Genomic DNA, 19,368 nt, shown 5'->3' with positions numbered 1-19,368 from the left:
CGTAACGATACAGGGCGGGCTCATACGGGTGCCGGACATCAGCGATGGTTGGTGGCCGGTACCCGGTCCGTGGCGGTGCGGTTTCACTTACGTGGACTGCCGGTTTCAGAAACGGTCACTTAACAGCGTGTCAAAGCCTCGACAAAAAAACAGGGTCCTAAGATAATTGGCATACCTAGTTTGCGGCGATCATCAAGCTAAGTCTGTCCCACTCTAAGGAGAACGAATCGTGTCAACTGAAGATCACATCGTGATACCCGGTGCCCCTTCCAGCGAGCATCCCAGCGTTGCAGAGCCGAAGACGCCGCAGGAGCCCTTACCTCCTAAACCCGATCAACAGGGCCCGGAAGCAGTTTCCCCCACGGGCAGTCCCACTGGCGCCTTAGATAGTTCACGGGCGCAGTCCGGCCAGTACCTGACAACAGCCCAAGGTTTGCGTTTGGGGGATACAGATCATTCCTTGAAGGCGGGGTCCCGCGGTCCTGTTCTGCTTCAGGACCACCATCTGCGGGAGAAGATCACGCACTTTGACCATGAAAGGATCCCGGAGCGCGTGATTCACGCCCGAGGCGCAGGTGCGCACGGCGTCTTCCGATCCTACGGAACGGCATCAAAGATTACCAAGGCAGGGTTTTTGGCTCCAGAGGTGGAAACACCGGTTTTCGTCCGTTTCTCCACTGTCCTGGGTTCCCGGGGCTCGGCGGACACGGTCCGTGATACCCGTGGCTTTTCAACGAAGTTTTATACCGATGAAGGTACATACGATCTGGTCGGCAACAATATTCCGGTGTTCTTCATTCAGGACGGCATCAAGTTCCCGGATATCGTTCATGCAGCAAAACCGCATCCTGACCGCGAAATCCCCCAAGCTCAGAGCGCCCATGACACATTTTGGGATTTCGTTTCCCTTCACACCGAGGCGCAAGCCCACACTATGTGGAATATGTCCGACCGGGGGATCCCTCGGTCGTACCGAACCATGGAAGGGTTCGGTGTCCACACGTTCCGCTTGGTCGACGGGGCCGGTAAAACCACGCTGGTGAAGTTCCATTGGAAGCCCAAGCAAGGCGTGCACTCCTTGGTATGGGAAGAAGCCCAAATCATCAACGGCATCGATCCAGATTTCCACCGACGAGACCTCGCTGATTCCATTGAGGCAGGCGCGTACCCGCAATGGGAACTGGGCATACAGACCTTCCCCGACAACGAAGACCAAACCTTTGAAGGCATCGACCTGCTGGACCCCACCAAGTTTGTTCCCGAAGAACTCGCCGCGGTGCAGCCGATCGGACTTATGACCCTGAACGCCAACCCCACCAACTACTTCGCTGAAACCGAACAGGTAGCCTTCCACCCAGGACACTTAGTCCCCGGAATCGACCTCACCGACGACCCATTGCTCCAAGTCCGCCTGTTTTCGTACCTTGACACTCAAATCTCTCGACTCGGCGGACCGAACTTCGCCCAACTTCCTATCAATCGTCCCCAGGCCCCGGTGAACGATATGTTCCGCGACGGCATGCACCAAACAGCGGTTCACTCCGGGGTTGCGCCGTATCATCCGAACTCGCTGGACGGGGGCTGTCCTTTCCTAGCCGGCGAAGACGTGGGAGCTTTTGTAGATGTCCCCGTGAAAGTGGCAGAAAGCATCAAAGAACGACGCAACCCGGCATCCTTCGATGATCACTTTAGCCAAGCACGCCTGTTCTTCCGCAGTCTGACACCGGTCGAGCAAGATCACACCATAGAGGCTTACACTTTTGAACTCGGCAAATGCTATGAAGTGAACATACGTGAACGCCAACTGATGGCACTAGCTAATATCGACGCTGGGCTCTGTGCTGCAGTTGCCACGGGGCTTGGAATGCCGGTCCCGGAAGCCACGGTCCAACATCCCGATGTGGAACCGAGCCCAGCCGTGTCACAACTGGGCATGAAGTGGCCAGTCGCCGGGCGTGTAGTCGGGATTATCGCCGATGCTAGCAGTGATTTATCCCAAATTGCTGCCGCTCGAGAAGCACTTCATGCAGAAGGGGTCGTCCCCCTGCTCATCGCACCCACCGGAGGCGAGCTTACCGGAGAGGAGGGCCAAGCAATCCCTGTTCAACGGACATACCTCACCGCGCGATCCATTGAATTCGACGCGATCATTATGACCGGTGCAAGCACGCCCGCAGCCGACGCGAAACCCGCACGAGACGCGAAAGCTGGCCACTTCGGTACCGGGTTGGATCCGCGCATAGACCTCCTGCTCTCAGAAGCCTTCCGTCACTCCAAGGCCATCGGCGCGTGGGGTCCTGGTGTTGCTGCACTCGAGAGCGCCGGTATCAACTCGGACGTTGCTGGAATCGCCGTGGGGGAAGGCTCTGCCACGGTAATCCCTGCCATCGGTGACTTGCTCGCTGCACACCGGTCATGGGAACGCTTCCCGGCGACGGGAGCCGAAGAATAATAAGCAGCACTTTGAAGGGGAATACCTAGTAGGCATGTCGGATCGGCACCACCTTGGTGTCGATCCGACATGCCTATTACGGGCAAAGAATAATCAGACCTGCGCACGAGCACCCATCAATCAGTGCTCATAACATTCAATGCCCCTGACGCAATGAGATCTGCGTGGGTCAGACCAACGCTCAACGATTGACGGTTCTACGAATAAGGACACGGTATGTGCTGCTGTAGGGGGTTGGCTGGTCACGCCTAGTTCGATATGCGAGCTCATCGCGATACTTCTTTGCGCTGGATCCGATCGGTGTGAACCGAACCGTCAGCGGTCAAACGAAAATCATACGTTGCGTTAAGCCTGAGCCGGGCCCCCTGGAATGGAAAGCCCGGCACCACGACAAACGTCGGACCAACTGGTTAAAGTACGCCTCCAGCGGGCTTGTCCGTCCCAATCGACGGTAGTTTTCCCAAAGAATCCAACCGCCTGTCGTCATTCTCGCTCAGCAAGCCTTCGGCAGATGCATCGTTCAACGGTGTGACCACTGGTACAACCTCAGGGGCCACTGGCGTGACTTCCACATCTGCTGCTGTCTCCGCGGGGATATCGACTTTTTCCTTATTGTTCTTGTTGCCTTTGGTTGCAGCGACACCGACCGCTGCAGCGGCCGCGGCTAGCCCGATGCCGGCTGCAACTTTTCCTGAAACACCTGCCTTGCCATCGTCTCCGCGGGAAGAATCCGCATCCTCGATGCTCGGCGAACCAGACTTAACACCCGCCGTATCTACCGAGCCACGCCATGCACCTGTGGCATAACCTTCTGACTCGATAAAGGCCTTGAACCGCTCAAGGTCGCCCTCGGCCTGCTTTTCCACCACGTTCAGCTTGTCACCGACCTTCTCAACGAGGCCCTCGGGCTCGTAATCAAGGACCAGATGAACCTGGGTCTGATTTCCTCCGACGTCCTCGAAGGACACTGAACCAGCGTTCGTCGCCCCCTCAGTCGCAGCCCATGAAACCTTACGATCAACGACTTGTTCCAGAATCTTCGCTTCCCACTGCCGGCGCACACCCCCGAGCTCAGCAACCCATTCCATACGGTCGTCACCGAGTTGCGAGACACTCTTTACCCCGCCCATGAAATGGGGGAACTCCTCAAACTGGGTCCACTGGTTGTACACCACACTGACCGGAACGTTGACCAAGATACCTTTTTCGACCTTCGTGCTCATGATGTCTCCCTCTGAGTAGAATGAGCGATACGAACAACTGACCAAATCATCAGCATGCTTAGCATAACCATGACCCTCAACGGGTGACCAGAGATCTACAACGTGTAATTTATAAGCGCTCAAATCGGTGGCAGAAACTTGACCTGCGGCGCCGTGAGCAGTGCTTGTCCCTACGTGCCCTGTCGAAAACTGGCAGAATTTCATAAGGGTCAGCCGTCTCTGGCCGGCATGGTTCCCGAGACGGAAGTTCAATCCTGGCAGTATCATTCGTCGGCTGTGGGGGCCGTTGGTCAGGTTAAGCACACCGACCGACCGTCCCGTCACGAGGTCGAGGAACGGTCGGCCGGTTGCACGGCTCAGGCCTGCTGGACGTTGTCCCTGGCATCGGACGCTTTGTCCTTGACTTCAGCGGCAGCATCTTGGCTTTCAGCCTTGACGTTTTCTACCCCATCAGTGGCTGTGGCCTTAAGGTGTTCCATGGCTTCCTGGGCCGGTTCCTTCAGTCCTTCGGCCATGTCTTTGGCAGCTCCGGTGAGTTCGGTCGTCAGCGGTTCGGCTGCCGTCTTGAGGGCATCGACAGCCTCACGTTCCTGCTGACTGGCCGGGATCAGCGAGGACAGAAGCAATCCGGCACCGAAAGCGATCAAACCCGCCGCGAGCGGGTTCCCTTGGGTCTTGGACCTCACCTGGGACGGGGCATCCCCGAGTGCCGAGCCTGCGTCCTGGAGGCTGTTGCCTGAGTGGTCAGCTGCTCCCATGACTTTGTCTTTCACGCCGAACACTGCGTCTTTGACTTTGTCGCTCTGCCTTTGCACGATATGCGACGGTGTGACCTTGTCCGCCAACGCGTCAACATTGGTGCCTAGGCGTGAGCGGGTAGCTTCAATGTCTGCTCGGATGACATCCGGGTTTTCACTCATTGTTTTTCCTCGCGGATCTAAGAGTTGGGTTTGAAAGTGGGCGGGATTTCTTGCAAGGTCGCACTGGTCTGGGGTAGACCCTTGGCCTGCTTGATTTCTTTTCGGCCAAGGACGGCCAGGACGGTGCCGATGATGGCCCAGACGACGGCAATGGCAACTCCGGACCAGCCCAATCCCCAGAGGGTTCCGAGCGCCCACCATAGAGCCAAGGACAAAAAGATCAGCACGAAGTGACCGGCGACGCCAGCTCCGGCAAGCATGGCACTGCCCTTCCCGGCTCGGGTAGCGGTCTCCTTGAGCTCAACCTTGGCCAGATCAATTTCCTGGCGCATCAAAGTGGACATGTCCCGGGTGACATCGCCTAACAGTTCACCCAGAGAGGAGGATTCGGTTTTGGCCGGATCGCCGGTAGGGGGCATTTCGGTGTTCATCGATGGCCGCCGTCAAAGGGGTCGGTCCCCAAGGGATCCACCGACTTCGGCGGTCCAGTCACGATGACCGGCTCTGCACCCCACGGCTCTTGTTGGCCGACTTCTGCCTGCTCCGCGGCACCCGATGGCTTCAATGGGAAAGTGTCCGGTTCCCCGGCTGCCCCCGGGGAGGGAGGCGCAACCGGTACCGAGGGTGGCGCCGTTGAAGTGTCTGAAACAGGAGTCTTCGGTGCAGTGGTGCCTGTCGCAGAGTTTGCAGAACCTTCCGACTTCGGTGCGTCGGCACTGAGGTTGCGGCTGATTCTGCCGGCCAAGATGCCTGCCCCGACTGCCAGAAGCAGAAACGTACCGGGCTTCTGCCGGGCAAAGGATTTCACTTCATCCAGCAATGATCCGGGATCTCGCTCATCCAACCACGAAGCCACCGATGAGGAACGCTCAGCGGCCTGCCGCACAAGATCGGTGGCCATACCGGATTGATCCGAGGCAGAGACCATGGAATGCAGCTCGCTGGAAACCGAACGCAAGCCTTCGGCGACCTTTTGTTGCTGGGTTCCAGCTTGGTCACTCAGATCTGCCTTGGCCTGCTCCATCAAATCGCGTGCGCTGGACTTGGCTTCGACAGCGACGCTGCCTGCTTCCTCCCGAGCAGTTTCCGTCACGTTCTGTGCAGCATCCTTGGCGTTGCGAGCTACGTTCCCCGCTTCATCCTTGGCCGCATCCTTCTTCGAATCGATACCCTGTGAAGAAGATTCCGATGGTTTGGGGTTCTGTGCCGGCGGCAGCGTCGACGCCTGGCCGCTGGCGGAATGTTGGTCCGTGTCGGGGTTTTCAAGGCTTCCGTCCTGGGGCCATGGGTTCTGGGTCATTATTGCTCTCTTTCAGGAAAGATCCGTTGGAAATCGTTGGCCAGCGAATCGAATGAAAATGCCAAGCAAGGTTACGATCCACAGCGTAAGTACGTTTCTGAGACTTGCGCAAGAGAATTGACACGTGGCATTGCAGTAATCTTCAAAAAGTTCGTGCGCGAGCTTGCCGGAGTGCCACAAAGCCTGTGCAGATGAATCCTGCAATATCGGAAGCTGGCCTGGGTTCGATCATCATTTAGTTATCGGGATGTATGTACGCAGGTGTCGCGGTGGGAAAACGGCTAGTGCGACATCCTCAGACCAAAAAATTAAGGCTCATTCTTGGAACCTCTCCCTGGAAGCAAACAGTAGTGGGCTTCAGAAAGGCGGCATGGGAACCGGTGCGCAGAATGATGACGATTAAAGTTCGGATATCCAGGTCGTAGCCGACTGTTCATACTGTTTGGTTGAAGTAGTTCAGCTGAACACCATGAACCGCTTCATGGTGTTCTTGAATTGATGGAAGCTTTGGTTAGAACGGTGGAGAACGATGGTTTTTTCTTTTAGGGTTGATCCGATTGGTGATGCGTGTGTCGCTGCAGGACAACTCTGAAGAGGACGGTTACCCATGACGGATGATGTATCGAAGAAGGGGACGCGGTACGGCGTTCTTTTCGACGTAGACGGGACTCTTGTTGATTCGAATTATCAGCACACGATGGCATGGTGGCAAGCGTTCCGCCGTTTCGACCATGATGTTCCCATGGTGGCAATCAACCGTGCGATCGGCATGGGTGGCCGGAAGCTCATCGAACACTTGCTAGGAACAGACCGGGACCAGGAACAGGACGCTGAGTTGGAAGCGACCCATGGGGCTGTTTTCGCGAGTTACTGGCCGGGACTTCGAGCCTTCAAGGGTTCCGCTGAATTGCTGCACAGATGCGCAGATGAAGGTTTGATCGTAGTCCTTGCCTCTTCGGCCTCGAAGCAGGATTTGAACGTATTGCGCGGCATCATTGACGCCGATAGATCGATTACCGCTGCTACCTGCTCAGATGATGCAGAGAATACCAAGCCTTCCCCGGACATCCTTGAGGCCGCTCTTGCCAGTGGCGGGTTCTCGGCTGAGAATGCTGTTTGTGTGGGGGACTCGGTTTGGGACGTGTTCGCTGCGTCGGAGTTGGCGGTACCTACTATTGGGGTCGCCTCCGGCGGCACGAGCGAGGCGGAACTGCGTGAGGCGGGAGCGGTTGAGGTTTATAAGGATATCCAGACGCTGCTCAATGCCTTCGATGACGGCGTCCTGCACAACTTGGCAACCGGGTCATCGTCACCTCCGAACTCATAATAGCCAACCTTGGAAGTTTGCCGGGACATGAGTGAATCCGATCTTCCGTTCACAGGATACTGGCACGCCGAGGATGTTAATTCCGCGCATCGTGTAGATAGTTGCCGAGAAGCGGCATCCGCTCGAGCTCTAGGAGAGCTTTGATTGCGTTGCGCGAAGCGTGGAAACCTTGCTGCGGGGACGCCAGGTGCTGACCATCGCAAAGGCCAGCAAGAGTTCGGCGATATCTCCGGCGTAGTACATCAAATCTGCGCCAGCTCGTAGGTCGGCAGCAGTGGCTGGCACATGGACAAAGGCGCCGGCATAGAGCAGTTGGGCCAGCACTGCATGCCCGGCAATGGCCACCCCGAGGATGACGAGCCTAAAGGGAACCGAGGGACGATGCGCTGCGGGGTCCGGACCTGCAATGGAGTAGACGAAGAGGTACCCGGCGGCCAGGAAGTGCAGGTGCACCACGTGATGCAGGGCCGAGTTGTGTGTGGTGGCGGCGTAAAGAGGGGTGAGGTACAACAAGACCAGCCCGCCAAGGTTCAGTCCCAGCGCGGTCACGGGGTGGGCGATCAGTACCATCGGAGTGGAAGCCAGCACACGTCCGATGATGCGCCCTTGACGGTGGGGGACCGAACGCAGCACCAAGGTGACCGGGGCACCCAGGGCCAACCCCAGCGGGGCATACATGCCAATCAGAAGATGTTGATACATATGACCTGTGAAGCTGCCGGAGGGGAAAAGCGCCAACTGCGGCATCAAGGCAGCGATCAGTAATCCAATGCCCGCCAGGAAGCTGGTTGTGCGCCAACGTTTCCACCGGCGAGGATCGCGTCCCTGGCGGAGAGCCAACACCAAATATCCCAGGCCCACAACCACCAGTATGCCGAGAGGCAGCACCACCTCCAGGACGCCCGGGTCTGGGTGTATGTGCTCGACATGCATAGGATTCATCGTTTCCTAATCCCTGGGATTGGGGGCAAGGATGGGAGGGTGGCCGGCGCGTTGGATGAACCAACCGGCAAGGACCAGTACTGCACCGAAGGCCAGGAAAGCGATGTCTGCTGTCATCTGGTGAGGGCCGCTGATGACGTGATGGATGGCCAAGATGTGGTGGTCCACGATGCCTTCGACGATGTTAAACGCTCCCCATCCCACCAAGACCCAACCCCACAGTACCCGTGAGGCCCACACCCGGCCCCGGGAGCGAGTGATGCGGGAGTAGAGGATCCCCAGCCCAGCCAGAATTGCCAGCCATGTGACGGTGTGGAAAAAACCGTCCCATAGCGTATTCATCTGCAGGCCGTGGACGGTCGTGACCGGGTAGTTCCCGATGTTGATGTTTGCCGTGGCTGCGCTGCTCAGCATGTGGTGCCACTGCAGTATCTGGTGTATCAGGATCCCGTCGACGAAACCGCCCAGCCCCACACCCAGAAGGATCCCAGGCAGAGTAATGCTTGTCGTTTTCCTGTTTTCACGCGTAGCAAGGGGGACCGGGTTACTCATCACTATCACCTTCTGAGACTCGCGTATGGTCGTGAATGCTAGTCACGCTACGCCACAGCGGTGTGCCCCGGAAGGGTTCTGCAGACCCGGCGGCCGTCTCCGGCCAATATGCATACGCTCTGTCATTGGCACCTTACGCTTGTCCACAATCATCAAGATACGGCCTGCATGTGACGGGCTACACGTGGCTTGGAATTGTCTTCTGATAGGGGCAACTCGGAAGGTGTGACCCGGTGGCCCACTCAAGGGCAGGACGTATTGATGGTGCCAGCGGACCATATTCTCGTCGTGCCGGTTACCTTTGTGAACGCCGCACCGAGGTGAGCGTTCAAATTCGATCTCACCACCTCTTCGTGTGAGCCGCGGGATGAAACTCCTTTGACCAAAAATCTTTCGGGTCGTGTGGACCTAACAGATACCAGTTGGGAGAATCAGGTAAAAAGCTCGGGACACCAACAATCTGGTCAACGCGCAATAGCGCAGCCACGCACGAAAGTGTGGCGCGCGGCTATGCCTGCTGGCAAGATCATAGATACGTGCTGCCGTCGCTCGGCTGAATGAGATCTATTTCAAGGAGCATTACATGCAACTTCCCCGCGCCCGTGGTCCCGTCGGGTCGGCCCTGATCAAGGCCTTGGAAACCAACGACCTGGAAGTAACCTTCGAACCGGTTCGTTTGCTGCTGGATGCGGCATTGGCTGATGGCGACATCTTGTATGACGATGATCTTCAACTCACCTTGTTCATGCTCTATGAACTGCACTACTCCGGCTTTGAGGGCATTAGTGATCGATGGGAATGGCACCCACCGCTGCTCACCGTTCGTGGAAGGCTTGAGGATTTTTTTGAGGCAAGGCTACGCGAAGGTGCCGGCAACATCCCCGCCGTTGAACCACGCGCCCACGTGGTAGCTGAAGCATTGTTCGACATGGCCAAAGACAATGGGGGTCCTTCGGTGGCCACATTCGTTGCACGGCACGCATCCATGGAGCAAACCAAGGAATTCTTGATCCACAAATCCGTCTACCAGCTCAAGGAAGCCGATCCGCACACATGGGCGATTCCTCGTCTCACGGGGCGTGCCAAATCAGCCATGGTCGAGATCCAAACCGATGAGTATGGTGGCGGACGTCCGGGGCAAATGCATTCCGAACTGTTCGCCCGCACCATGGAAGGTCTGGATCTGGATTCCACGTTCGGTGCCTACATTGACCAGGTGCCGGCCATTTCCTTGGCGTCGGTAAACGCCATGTCACTTTTCGGTCTCCATCGCCGCTTCCGGGGTGCAATTTGCGGGCACCTAGCCATCTACGAAATGACCTCATCGATTCCCAACGCGCGCTACGCCCGGGGCTTCCGTCGCCTTGGATTCAAGGCACCGGTGACCGACTACTTCGACGAACATGTCGAAGCAGACGCTGCGCACGAACAGATCGCCGGCCGCGACTTGGCCGGCGGCTTGATCGAGCACGACCCGAACATCTCCGAAAGCGTCTTCTTTGGTGCCGCGGCAGTTTGTTTCCTGGATGAGCTGGTAGGCCGTTGGCAACTATCCGCTTGGGAACAGGACAGGTCATCGCTGCGCGAAAGTCTGGTGCAGGCGTGAGCGAAACCGCGGATACAGAAATCATCGTCTGCCCCAGGGGCCCTCTTTTGGTCAGGGGTAGTTTTGAGATCCGCGATGCGGCGGGGAACCCGATTCCCAAGAGCCGCGAAACCGTCGCGCTGTGCCGTTGCGGAGGATCTGCGATCAAGCCTTTTTGCGATGGAACGCATAAGCTCAACAAATTCGAGGAAAGCTGAGCTTCCGCCTGTTTTGCCGCAAGCCCTAGCGCACATGAACCTATCTGCCTGGCGAGTGACGCGCGTGGGCACTCTCGCTTTCTCCACGGCTGGGTGTCCCATATCAGTGTGAGGGCAGCACGACGGACCTGAAGGAAGCGATTGCGTTGCGACAGGCACCGGATTTTCGAGGGAAACAGTCTTTCACCTGACCCGCAGACCTGAATTGAGGGAAGACATGATCCAAAACAACGTCGCCAAAGGTATCCACCTGGTCAGCCACGCCAACGTCAATTGCTACATAGTCCAGCAGGATGAGCGCTTCATGATGGTCGATGCAGGCCTCCCCGCCATGTGGGGGATGATTACCGATGCCATTCGGGCACTGGGATTGGCTCCCGAGCGCGCCGAGGCACTGGTGCTGACCCATGCCCATTTTGATCACCTTGGGGTGGCAGCGCGGATGCAAAAAGAATACGGAACACCACTGTGGATCCATCCGCAAGACGCCTACATCGCCATGCATCCCTACCGATACAAGCACCAGAAAGCACGCTGGGCCTATCCCTTCAAGTACCCACGAGCCATCCCCATTCTTGGCAAAATGGTCTTGGCTGGAGCCATGAACGTCAAGGGCGTGAACCATTTCCTGCCACTTGCTCCTGGGCCCATGCCTGCATTACCCGGCGCACCTAAGGTCCTTTACGTTCCCGGGCACACCAATGGCCATTGCGCACTACATTTTCCTGACCGCAACACGCTCATCACCGGGGACGCGCTGGTGACCTTGGACCCCTACACCGCCAGAAAGGGGCCACGGATCGTTGCCGCCGCAGCAACCGCAGACACCACACAGGCCTTGGAATCATTGATGCAGCTTGCCGCAGCCGAGGCGCACACGATTCTTCCGGGTCACGGTGGGCCTTACCATGGAGGTATTGCCGAAGCCGTGGCGCACGCGCGCAGCCTGCCAATACTCTAATCCCGCCCGCGGCGGAAGTACGTCGACCCGGCAGGGACCTTTCCTACGAGACGGACCGCGGCAAGCGCATTTTCAACGGTTGGACCGTGACCGTGACCGGCACTGCGACTGCAGAAAAACGGAGCCTGGGGCGGCTTCACACCCCTAGCCGTCCAAGAAGCTAGGGGTGCTGCGCTTCCTAGGATGAAAGGGATTTGATGAGCCCCTTGGTCTGCTCAGCGGGACGCTGCTGCTCGCCTTGTTGGGCACCCATTACGATCGCGATACCCGTCAGCGCCGGGATAGCCCATTGGCAGTAACGCAACTGTCGTTGCGCGGAAGCCAACTCGGGGTCGGTCTCGGATGCGGGCTCGGTGGTGCCTTTGACCGGTTCATCTTGGTTGTCATGGATCTTCTTGCCCAAGACACCGCTGTAGGCGGTAAGTGCAGAAGCAACAAGCGTGACCGCTAGCTTGATCACGGTATTGGTCTTGGCTTCGTTCTGGCGGTGCAAGCGATCCTTGTTTCCGGCAATCAGGCCCACCCCCCCCACAGCATGAGTGGTCATGGCGGCGATGGCTACCGGAGTCCAGCGCGCCCACCCAATCGAGGACAGCCTCAGGGTTTCCTGGGAGGTCTTGGCCTTCGCGGTGGCACCATTGAGCCCGATAGCCCCCATCAGCGATCCACCAAACCATGCTGCCAGGCCGAGATCATGGGAGGTACGAGAAAACGTATTTCGTTTCGACATGCAATCTCCTGCGGTAACTTCGTAGTCGACCTTGCTGGTCGGCTACCAATGCTCAAAGCGTACTTGCGAGAGGATGCTTACGCCAGTAAAACGACGTTCAAATGGTTGGCGCACTCATGATCCATACCGCTGCCGCTTGACCAAACCAGCAATATTCAACCTTCCGTGGATGAAGCTACGCGTCAGGCAAGCATTCGGATGGCGGACTGCGCAAGAACATTATCGAAACCGCCGGTGTGGAAGAAGCGACGTTGGGCCATCGCGCCGTTACCTTCGCGCATGATCCGTTCCAGTGCGTTCTGGACGTAGTCGAGGTCATTGGTTTCGACCAATGCGTCCTTGATATAGGCCATCAGGTCTTCCAGCATCCCCGCTGTACTGGTCTTGGTTCCGGTACGCAGGTTGTAGTGGTTTCCCTGAATGCCGAACTTTGCTGCCTGCCAGTGTGCCAAGTCGAAGGCTTCCGGGGCAACGGTCGGTGCCTCGGGACCATGGTGCAGTCCGGTGCTGACCAGGGCGCGAATGACCAGGGCTAGCAGGATTGTCTCGGAGGTGCTTAGCTGGGCATCGGCGACCCTGACCTCCACGGTAGGGAAATTGGTGGAAAGACGGGCTCCCCAGCCGATATGTCCGGCATCCAAGAGCACATCGGAGGCGAGCATGAGGTCCATGCGTGCGAGGTAGTCCTGGGTTCCGGCGAAGTACGGCGGGATTCCCTGCACCGACCAGCGACGAATCTGGATAGTGCGCCAAGAAGCGAACCCGCTATCGATCCCGCGCCAGTATGGTGAGTTGGCGCCCAGCGCGGTAAGCAACGGCAACCAGGGCCGTAGCGAGTTCAGTGCCACAACTCCCGCATCTTGGTCCTCAACGCCCACGTGAACATGGGTACCGGCGATGTAATGCTCGGCGGCGATGCCGGGAGAGAATTCGTTGATGGCGTAGTAGCGATCGGCAGCGGAGACGGTGGCGGGAACCGGCCGGATTTGCGGAGGGGTTCCCAGCCCGAGTAGTTGTAGTCCCACCTCGTGTGCCGCCTTGTTGAGCTTGCTACGCGTTTGGGACACAGCAAGGATCGCCTCATCGCGGTGTGTGAGAACAGGGGTGCTGGTTTCGAGCTGACAGGCCAGTAGCTCCGTGTGAATGCGCTCGTTCCCGCCTCCCCGGTTCACGATTTCCTCGTGGCCTCGACGCGTGAGATCTGCTGGATAACCGGTGTCTGGACGGATGAGAAAGAATTCCTCTTCAATGCCAAAAGTACGCATGGCTCTTTCGTCTGGTCTCGGGGAATCGTTGAAATGGCCGTGAGTTGAGTTCGAAGGAATAACCGCGGCGACGGATGGTGTCCCGCTGACGGGAATCACTTTCGGGATCCAGAAGCTCGCGGCGCATGCTGCACGCCGAACGGCTGTGCCTTTGAGTTTTTCATGGGAACCACTTTCGTTATATCAGCCGGACGAGGTAACCGGCTATGGAATCTCTAGCCATCATGGATCCCACACGGGTCTCGAGGCAAGGAAAAATGCAGTCACCATGAACCATGAACCCGTGTTGTGAGCCGCCGCCCGATGGTATTTTCTGAGGATGTCATCTGGCGTAGGGGCCTACGGTGTGAACAATAGCTCCGTCTATGACGCGGACGATTTATTTGAGAGACAACTGACCGGTCAATCCAGATCTGTCCATGGGGAACGGTGATGAACACCAAAGAACTTACCAGCGGGCATCATCAATACCAGATCCGTAGGCGAAAGCAGGGGAGCGTTCCCAGCAGCGGAAGGGATCGGCATCGCCAAGTCTTTCTATCCGTGCAGTAGGAGTGACGGGTCGCGCATGTGTGCCGAGCATCACAAGGACGTCGCTATTGGACTAGCCTGAAAGTTGTCAAAAAAAGGCGTCGAGAGTTTCGATGGAGGAGACATGAGCCAAAAAACCACACACGAATGGTTGCCGTTCTATTTACGCGATCACATGGCCGGGGCAAGGACCGGCGTTAGACTTTTTGATCGGGTCGCCCAAGGGCACAGCCGGCACCAAGTACGAACCGAGGTTGCCAGAACCCACGGTGAGGTCGAGCAAGACTGCCGAGCCCTTCGCGTGATGATGACCGACCTGGGCATGCGCCAAGTGTCCCTCACCATGTTCATGGGAGTGTTCGGTGAGCTAGTGGGACGCCTCAAACCCAATGGAGCTATTTTCAAACGTTCTATCGGTGCCGATGTTCTGGAACTCGAGGCCCTGGTCGCGGCCGTTGAAGCCAAAGCTCGCTTATGGGAAACCCTGATCGCGTTAAGCGGCAGCATTCCCGAACTGGACTCAGAGAAGTTGCGTCACCTCCAGGACCGGGCAGGGGACCAACGAGACACGCTCATTGGGCTACACGCCCAAGTCGTGCGCACTACGCCGATCGGGTAGGCAGCTATTCGGGAGCCGCTGCGAAACGAGGCTCCAGTCGAGCGAGCACCGCCTGCTGGTTCCGGTAAACCCCCTGCCAGCTCGTTGGTCCGGCTGATCCCGCACGGATCATCACTTGCGCTCATGAAGGGCGCATCCGCGTTTGAACCCTCTCAGTGAACGTAACCAGCTTGCGCCGTGAATCGTCATGCCGAGGATTGCGGTGCTGGGGTGTTGTTCCAAATGGATGTAGCGGATAGTCCCGCAGAGAGCGACATGTACCCGGCAGTGATGACGTGCATGAGTTAAGAAACTTTATATCCATCCAAAAGGAAAGGACCCACACCATGAATGCGACCCCGGAGAAGGACCAAGATCTATCCGTAGAGGTACCCGATGAAGAATCCCCGACCAAAGATGCGCAGAAAGCATCCGAGGCGGAAGTGCCAAAGGCGAAGGAGATCGACCCCAGCGACGGTACGGACCAACACGACAAGCCGATCGATAATCCTTCAGGATAACCTCCACCACGTGCCGGCTGACAAGACAAAGACACGCTCAGAATGGCAGACGACAGCCGGTCAAAATGCATGAGCCGAGCACCACTCAGGATTTCTGTGATGCTCGGATTTTCGAAATCGTAGTCATCATGGATAAGCACTTTGGGCCAACAATTTCTTGAATCTAATGCCTTAGGTTCTGGGTTCGGGGGGTCGGTGGAAACGCAAATGCACCGGCGAGAAACAAACCCTTATTTTGCTGTATATCCCCTTAGCTAATGTGACGCATCGGTCCCACCAGTGCCCTCCTCAAGCGTTCCATCGATTCGGGTGTCCTGGACGTTCAAGGTCTATGGTTCCAGCCGATCCTTCGTCGGTAGCGACGCCGGTTGATCAGACGGGTGGTCCTTGCGTTGCTTGGACCCAATCCACTTGGCGAGGAAGAAGAACACTAGACCAATGAGGAGCAGAATTGCAGCTCTCAACCAGATATCTGCTCCTTGTTGGAAAAGCAGCAAGACGCAGGAGGCCAGGGCCAGATACGGGATGACGGTCGGGACACGAAAGTGCTCGTGTTCGACGATGTCCTTGCGAAGCACCAGCACAGCCGTATTGGTGCTAATAAAAACGAACAGCAACAACAACACCACAGTCTCTGCCAGGGATTGAAGGTCACCGGTCAGCGTCAACGCCATCGCAGCCACCGTGGTGATTACAATAGCGACCCAGGGGGTACGCCGGTTGGGTAACACGCGACCCAACACCCGCGGTAGCAGCGATTGTTCGGCCATGCCAAAGGCCAAACGGCTTGCCATGATCATCGTCAAGAGAGCGCCGTTGGCCACAGCAATCAGTGCCACCAAACCAAAGAGCCAATCAGGCACCCCGAAACCAGTTGCCTGAACAACTTGGAGCAGTGGCCCGGAGGACTCATTAAGTTCATCTGGTGGAAGTGCGATCGAAGATGCCAAACCAATCAAGACGTAAACTCCACCGGCAGTGAGCAACGCACCAAATAACGCCTTCGGATATACCCGGTGAACGTCGCGGACTTCTTCTGCGACGTTGGCAGAGGTCTCAAAACCAACAAAGGAGTAATACGCCAGCAGCGAGGCCGCCAAGATGCCCACAGCAGGGGAGACCTCGGGGTTGAATTCCAGCACACGGGACGCGTCCCCGTCGCCACGACCGAGCATCATGCCCACAAGGACGATGACCAAGACCAGCCCCGATACCTCGATGACCGTCATAACGACATTAGCCCGCACCGATTCTTTTACCCCGCGCCCGTTAAGCAGGGCGACGAGGAGCAGGAATACCAGTGCCGCCGGGACAGTGGGTACATCGATGAAAGGCTTGAGGTAGTCTCCTGCGAATGCCAAGCTCAATCCCGCGGCGCTGGTAACACCCGCTGCCAGCATGCAGAATCCGACCAAAAAAGAAACCAAGGGCACTTTAAACGCTCTTTCGGCAAAGATGGCGGCCCCGCCTGCTTTGGGATACTTGGTCACCAGCTCCGCGTATGAGGCAGCCGTGAGCATGGCAAGGAACAGTGCCAGAAGCAGTGGAATCCAGATCGCACCACCGACCTCGCCGGCGACCTTACCCACAAGCGCGTAGATTCCCGCACCCAGGACATCACCGAGGATGAATAGGTAGAGCAACGGACCGGAGATCGCCTTCTTAAGTTTCGACTCTTGTGCGTTCAGGGGAGCTGTCATGGCATCAGTTTAGGGTCGAGCTGTCCTTTTGGTCAGTTTGCAGGACAGAATAATTTGAACCGTCCTGGGTTTGCTGGATACTCCGAAAAACACGGAGGATAGATCCATGGCAGGTGGTGGGAAGTTTGATGAGGAAACCAGGGCCCGTGCGGTGCGGCTATTTCACGAGCCGTGCGGCTGTTCCCGGCGAATCGGTGGCAGCTTCGAGGCGGCATGTGGCGGACCTGATCGGGGTGGCACCGGATACGATGCGCCGCGGGTTCAGGGATCAAGAAGCGTGGAAGTCGCGCCACTAAGTGGGGAACGAGACAGCAGGCTGGGTCCGTTGATTCAATGACGAAAAATTGCATTCAAGTATCGAATACATTCCGTCCAGAAAGTTTGGAAAGCAGCACCAACAATCGTGTATTCTGGAACCCCAGAATCGTTAAAACGAGTTTCCATAAGTTTCAGTGCGGTTCAGTGAAATGTCTCGAGTGTAGAGTTTGGGCTACCTTCATCGGGCATTATTCCGGGCCGGGTATACGCGAATCTATGCACTGTGGAAGATAAACGTATTTGACTGTCAGTTTCTTGATGCTTAGGTGTTGCGTTGAGGGATCGGCTAAAAAGACCGTGCAAGTGGGAAGCCACCATGGCGCGCGAAGCGGGGCGAATAAAACTTCCAATGCCCAAGCTAAACATCGGGATCGGACTATCCCATACCGATTGATGTCTACTTGCGTTGACGATATTTCACTTAAGCACCTGTGCCACCGGCATTGGTCGGTGGCACAGGTGCTTCATGTTTCATTCGGCTGGTTATTCGCCTGTCACAGGCGGGCCGTCCATTTTTGGATACCGGCCAGCTTGTACGAACCGTTGGAAACCTTGGTGGTCACCGTGACAGCACCCGTGTATTTGTGGGTTCCGGTCTTCTTGAGCACATTGTTGACGTAGTAGGTAACCCCGGTCTTGGCTGGGATCTTTACGGTATTGGCCGAGGCGCTGAACACCGGCTTCGTGGGTGTGACGGCGTTGCGGTTGTCGAACTTCCACGACGTGGTACCAGTCAGCTTGTACGAGCCGCTCGAAGCCTTGGTCGTGATGGTTCCCGAGCCGGTGTATTTGTGGGTTCCGGCCTTCTTTAGCACATTGTTGACGTAGTAGGTAACCCCGGTCTTGGCTGGGATCTTTACGGTGTTGGCCGAGGCGCTGAACACCGGCTTCGTGGGTGTGACGGCGGTTCGAAGGTCGTACTTCCACGTCTTCGCTGCGACCGTGTAGTTCGGTGCGGACGCCTTGGCCGTGACCGTCGCATAAGTTGTGACCTTATGCGTTCCAGCCGCCTTCAGGACGCCGTCAATGGAGTAGTCGACCCCGGTGGTGCGAGGGAGAGTGATGCTCTTATCTGTGTAGTTGATTGACGGCGCGGTTGCCGCCACGGGTTTCTTCGAAAGGTCCAGCACCCAGGACGTAGTCCCGGACAGCGTATAGCCGGGCTTCGTCAGCGCGATGATATTCATCTTCGTGTAACCGGAGGCATAAGTGCCGGCCGCCTTCGAGATCCCGTTGACCTGATAAAAGACACCCTCACTGGACGGGACGGTGTAACGGCCAGTCGCGGCGACCGAGGTCGGTGCCGCGGGCGTCACACGTTTTATGGTTGACCCAACCTTTGCCGTATCAGCCGACGTCATCGGGTAGTGGTCGTACCCTGCCTTGGATCCTTCGACCAGGACGCTGATTCTCTTTCCAAGGTCGGCAGCTGTGAGCTGATAAGTGGGGTCGGTGGCCGACGGAAGGTAGGTGCCGTCGCGATACCACTGGTACTGGAATAGGACATCGACCGGGCCCCAGTTGCCGGGGATCGCGGTCAGTGTGGATCCGACTGTGACTGTTCCGGAAATCGTCGGTACAGGTGGGGTAGTGAATTGACGCAGAGCAACTTGAGCGGTTGCCTTCGAGGCCTTGGTCGCGGTGGTGTACCCGGCCTTGGTGCCGGTCACAGCCACGGTGATGGCCTTGCCCGCAAGGTTGGGGTCCAGGTCGAAGGTGCTCCTGGTGGCGTCCTTGATCGCAGTGCCGTCGGCCGACCACTGGTAAGCCAGTGCTACACCAATCGGTCCCCACGTTCCGGGGGCCGCGGTCAGCGTGGAACCCACGGTCGGGGTGCCGGTGATGGTGGGAATCGATGAATTTACAGAGGACCCGAAACTATGCGACCAGTTATGTACTGAATTCGATGGGAACGAGAATCCTCGACTTGGAGCTGCTGAAACTGTCACTGTTCCTGAGCCATTATGAAGTCCAGCCGACAGCTTATTGCCACCTGAACTGTACGTCACCCCAGCTACCTCTGGGACGAGAAACGTATCATTCGTATAGCCTTCAAAGTCACTGAATTCTACCGGTTTTGGAGTGGCGAGAGTTTTCTCTTTCACCGTGAATTTGAGTTTGCTGAGGTCAGGTCCTGCACTTACGTATCTGGTGTCTGTGGCGTTCCCTATGGAATCTGAGTACGCAACAAATTGGATTTCCCAGCTCCCGGCGGGCCACTGGTC

The 19,368-nt window shown here is 57.3% G+C and carries 17 protein-coding genes; 7 read left to right on the top strand and 10 right to left on the bottom strand.

What is annotated here, in order from left to right; all coding sequences use genetic code 11:
- Positions 1 to 229 precede the first annotated feature (229 nt).
- Positions 230 to 2,452, top strand: coding sequence for a catalase (locus tag ABEA12_RS04645; protein WP_210102379.1), 2,223 nt, complete (start codon positions 230 to 232; stop codon positions 2,450 to 2,452).
- 410 nt (positions 2,453 to 2,862) lie between these two features.
- On the opposite strand, the gene ABEA12_RS04640 is transcribed toward ABEA12_RS04645, so the two are convergent.
- The 4 genes from ABEA12_RS04640 to ABEA12_RS04625 all read right to left on the bottom strand — a co-directional run bounded on the left by ABEA12_RS04640 (position 2,863) and on the right by ABEA12_RS04625 (position 5,895).
- Positions 2,863 to 3,675 carry an SRPBCC family protein gene (locus tag ABEA12_RS04640; RefSeq protein ID WP_210102380.1) on the bottom strand — a complete coding sequence of 271 codons (813 nt, stop codon included), beginning with the start codon at positions 3,673 to 3,675 and terminating at the stop codon, positions 2,863 to 2,865.
- A gap of 356 nt (positions 3,676 to 4,031) precedes the next feature.
- The gene (locus ABEA12_RS04635; protein ID WP_210102381.1) at positions 4,032 to 4,595 is read right to left on the bottom strand and encodes a DUF3618 domain-containing protein; all 564 of its coding nucleotides are present in this window, start codon (positions 4,593 to 4,595) and stop codon (positions 4,032 to 4,034) included.
- 17 nt (positions 4,596 to 4,612) lie between these two features.
- Positions 4,613 to 5,026 (bottom strand): phage holin family protein, encoded by a 414-nt coding sequence (locus ABEA12_RS04630; protein WP_210102382.1) that lies wholly within the window; start codon positions 5,024 to 5,026, stop codon positions 4,613 to 4,615.
- Entirely contained in the window at positions 5,023 to 5,895 is an 873-nt protein-coding gene (locus ABEA12_RS04625; RefSeq protein ID WP_210102383.1) for a hypothetical protein, read from the bottom strand. The genes ABEA12_RS04630 and ABEA12_RS04625 overlap by 4 nt, the downstream gene beginning before the upstream one ends.
- 607 nt (positions 5,896 to 6,502) lie before the next feature.
- Between ABEA12_RS04625 and ABEA12_RS04620 the strand changes: the two genes are divergently transcribed.
- Positions 6,503 to 7,222 carry an HAD family hydrolase gene (locus tag ABEA12_RS04620; protein WP_210102384.1) on the top strand — a complete coding sequence of 240 codons (720 nt, stop codon included), beginning with the start codon at positions 6,503 to 6,505 and terminating at the stop codon, positions 7,220 to 7,222.
- Between the two features lie 129 nt (positions 7,223 to 7,351).
- Here ABEA12_RS04620 and ABEA12_RS04615 read toward each other — a convergent pair whose 3' ends face one another.
- Positions 7,352 to 8,164, bottom strand: a complete 813-nt coding sequence (locus ABEA12_RS04615) for a cytochrome c oxidase assembly protein (RefSeq protein WP_210102385.1) — start codon at positions 8,162 to 8,164, stop codon at positions 7,352 to 7,354.
- Between the two features lie 6 nt (positions 8,165 to 8,170).
- Positions 8,171 to 8,716, bottom strand: a complete 546-nt coding sequence (locus tag ABEA12_RS04610; protein ID WP_210102386.1) for a DUF2243 domain-containing protein — start codon at positions 8,714 to 8,716, stop codon at positions 8,171 to 8,173.
- A gap of 583 nt (positions 8,717 to 9,299) precedes the next feature.
- Between ABEA12_RS04610 and ABEA12_RS04605 the strand changes: the two genes are divergently transcribed.
- From ABEA12_RS04605 to ABEA12_RS04595, 3 genes are all read left to right on the top strand, one after another.
- Positions 9,300 to 10,322 carry an iron-containing redox enzyme family protein gene (locus tag ABEA12_RS04605; protein WP_210102387.1) on the top strand — a complete coding sequence of 341 codons (1,023 nt, stop codon included), beginning with the start codon at positions 9,300 to 9,302 and terminating at the stop codon, positions 10,320 to 10,322.
- Entirely contained in the window at positions 10,319 to 10,519 is a 201-nt protein-coding gene (locus ABEA12_RS04600) for a CDGSH iron-sulfur domain-containing protein (RefSeq protein ID WP_210102388.1), read from the top strand. The genes ABEA12_RS04605 and ABEA12_RS04600 overlap by 4 nt, the downstream gene beginning before the upstream one ends.
- Before the next feature lie 217 nt (positions 10,520 to 10,736).
- Positions 10,737 to 11,480, top strand: coding sequence for an MBL fold metallo-hydrolase (locus tag ABEA12_RS04595; RefSeq protein WP_345466666.1), 744 nt, complete (start codon positions 10,737 to 10,739; stop codon positions 11,478 to 11,480).
- Positions 11,481 to 11,658: 178 nt separating this feature from the next.
- On the opposite strand, the gene ABEA12_RS04590 is transcribed toward ABEA12_RS04595, so the two are convergent.
- Together ABEA12_RS04590 and ABEA12_RS04585 are read right to left on the bottom strand one after the other, a co-directional pair.
- Positions 11,659 to 12,210: a hypothetical protein gene (locus ABEA12_RS04590; RefSeq protein WP_345466663.1), complete on the bottom strand. Its 552-nt coding sequence runs from the start codon at positions 12,208 to 12,210 to the stop codon at positions 11,659 to 11,661.
- A gap of 182 nt (positions 12,211 to 12,392) precedes the next feature.
- Positions 12,393 to 13,475, bottom strand: a complete 1,083-nt coding sequence (locus tag ABEA12_RS04585; RefSeq protein ID WP_345466660.1) for a carboxylate-amine ligase — start codon at positions 13,473 to 13,475, stop codon at positions 12,393 to 12,395.
- 655 nt (positions 13,476 to 14,130) lie between these two features.
- Between ABEA12_RS04585 and ABEA12_RS04580 the strand changes: the two genes are divergently transcribed.
- Positions 14,131 to 14,625 carry a hypothetical protein gene (locus tag ABEA12_RS04580; RefSeq protein ID WP_210102391.1) on the top strand — a complete coding sequence of 165 codons (495 nt, stop codon included), beginning with the start codon at positions 14,131 to 14,133 and terminating at the stop codon, positions 14,623 to 14,625.
- 326 nt (positions 14,626 to 14,951) lie between these two features.
- Entirely contained in the window at positions 14,952 to 15,125 is a 174-nt protein-coding gene (locus ABEA12_RS04575) for a hypothetical protein (protein WP_210102392.1), read from the top strand.
- Positions 15,126 to 15,454: 329 nt separating this feature from the next.
- On the opposite strand, the gene ABEA12_RS04570 is transcribed toward ABEA12_RS04575, so the two are convergent.
- Positions 15,455 to 16,825: an APC family permease gene (locus ABEA12_RS04570; RefSeq protein ID WP_210102393.1), complete on the bottom strand. Its 1,371-nt coding sequence runs from the start codon at positions 16,823 to 16,825 to the stop codon at positions 15,455 to 15,457.
- Between the two features lie 812 nt (positions 16,826 to 17,637).
- Positions 17,638 to 18,969 (bottom strand): hypothetical protein, encoded by a 1,332-nt coding sequence (locus ABEA12_RS04565; RefSeq protein ID WP_345466654.1) that lies wholly within the window; start codon positions 18,967 to 18,969, stop codon positions 17,638 to 17,640.
- Positions 18,970 to 19,368 lie beyond the last annotated feature (399 nt).

The organism is Paeniglutamicibacter antarcticus (assembly GCF_039544305.1).
In the GTDB taxonomy this organism is placed as follows: domain Bacteria; phylum Actinomycetota; class Actinomycetes; order Actinomycetales; family Micrococcaceae; genus Paeniglutamicibacter; species Paeniglutamicibacter antarcticus_C.
Note: the sequence above shows the minus strand (reverse complement) of the source record. Positions and strands in the feature narration are given on the sequence as shown.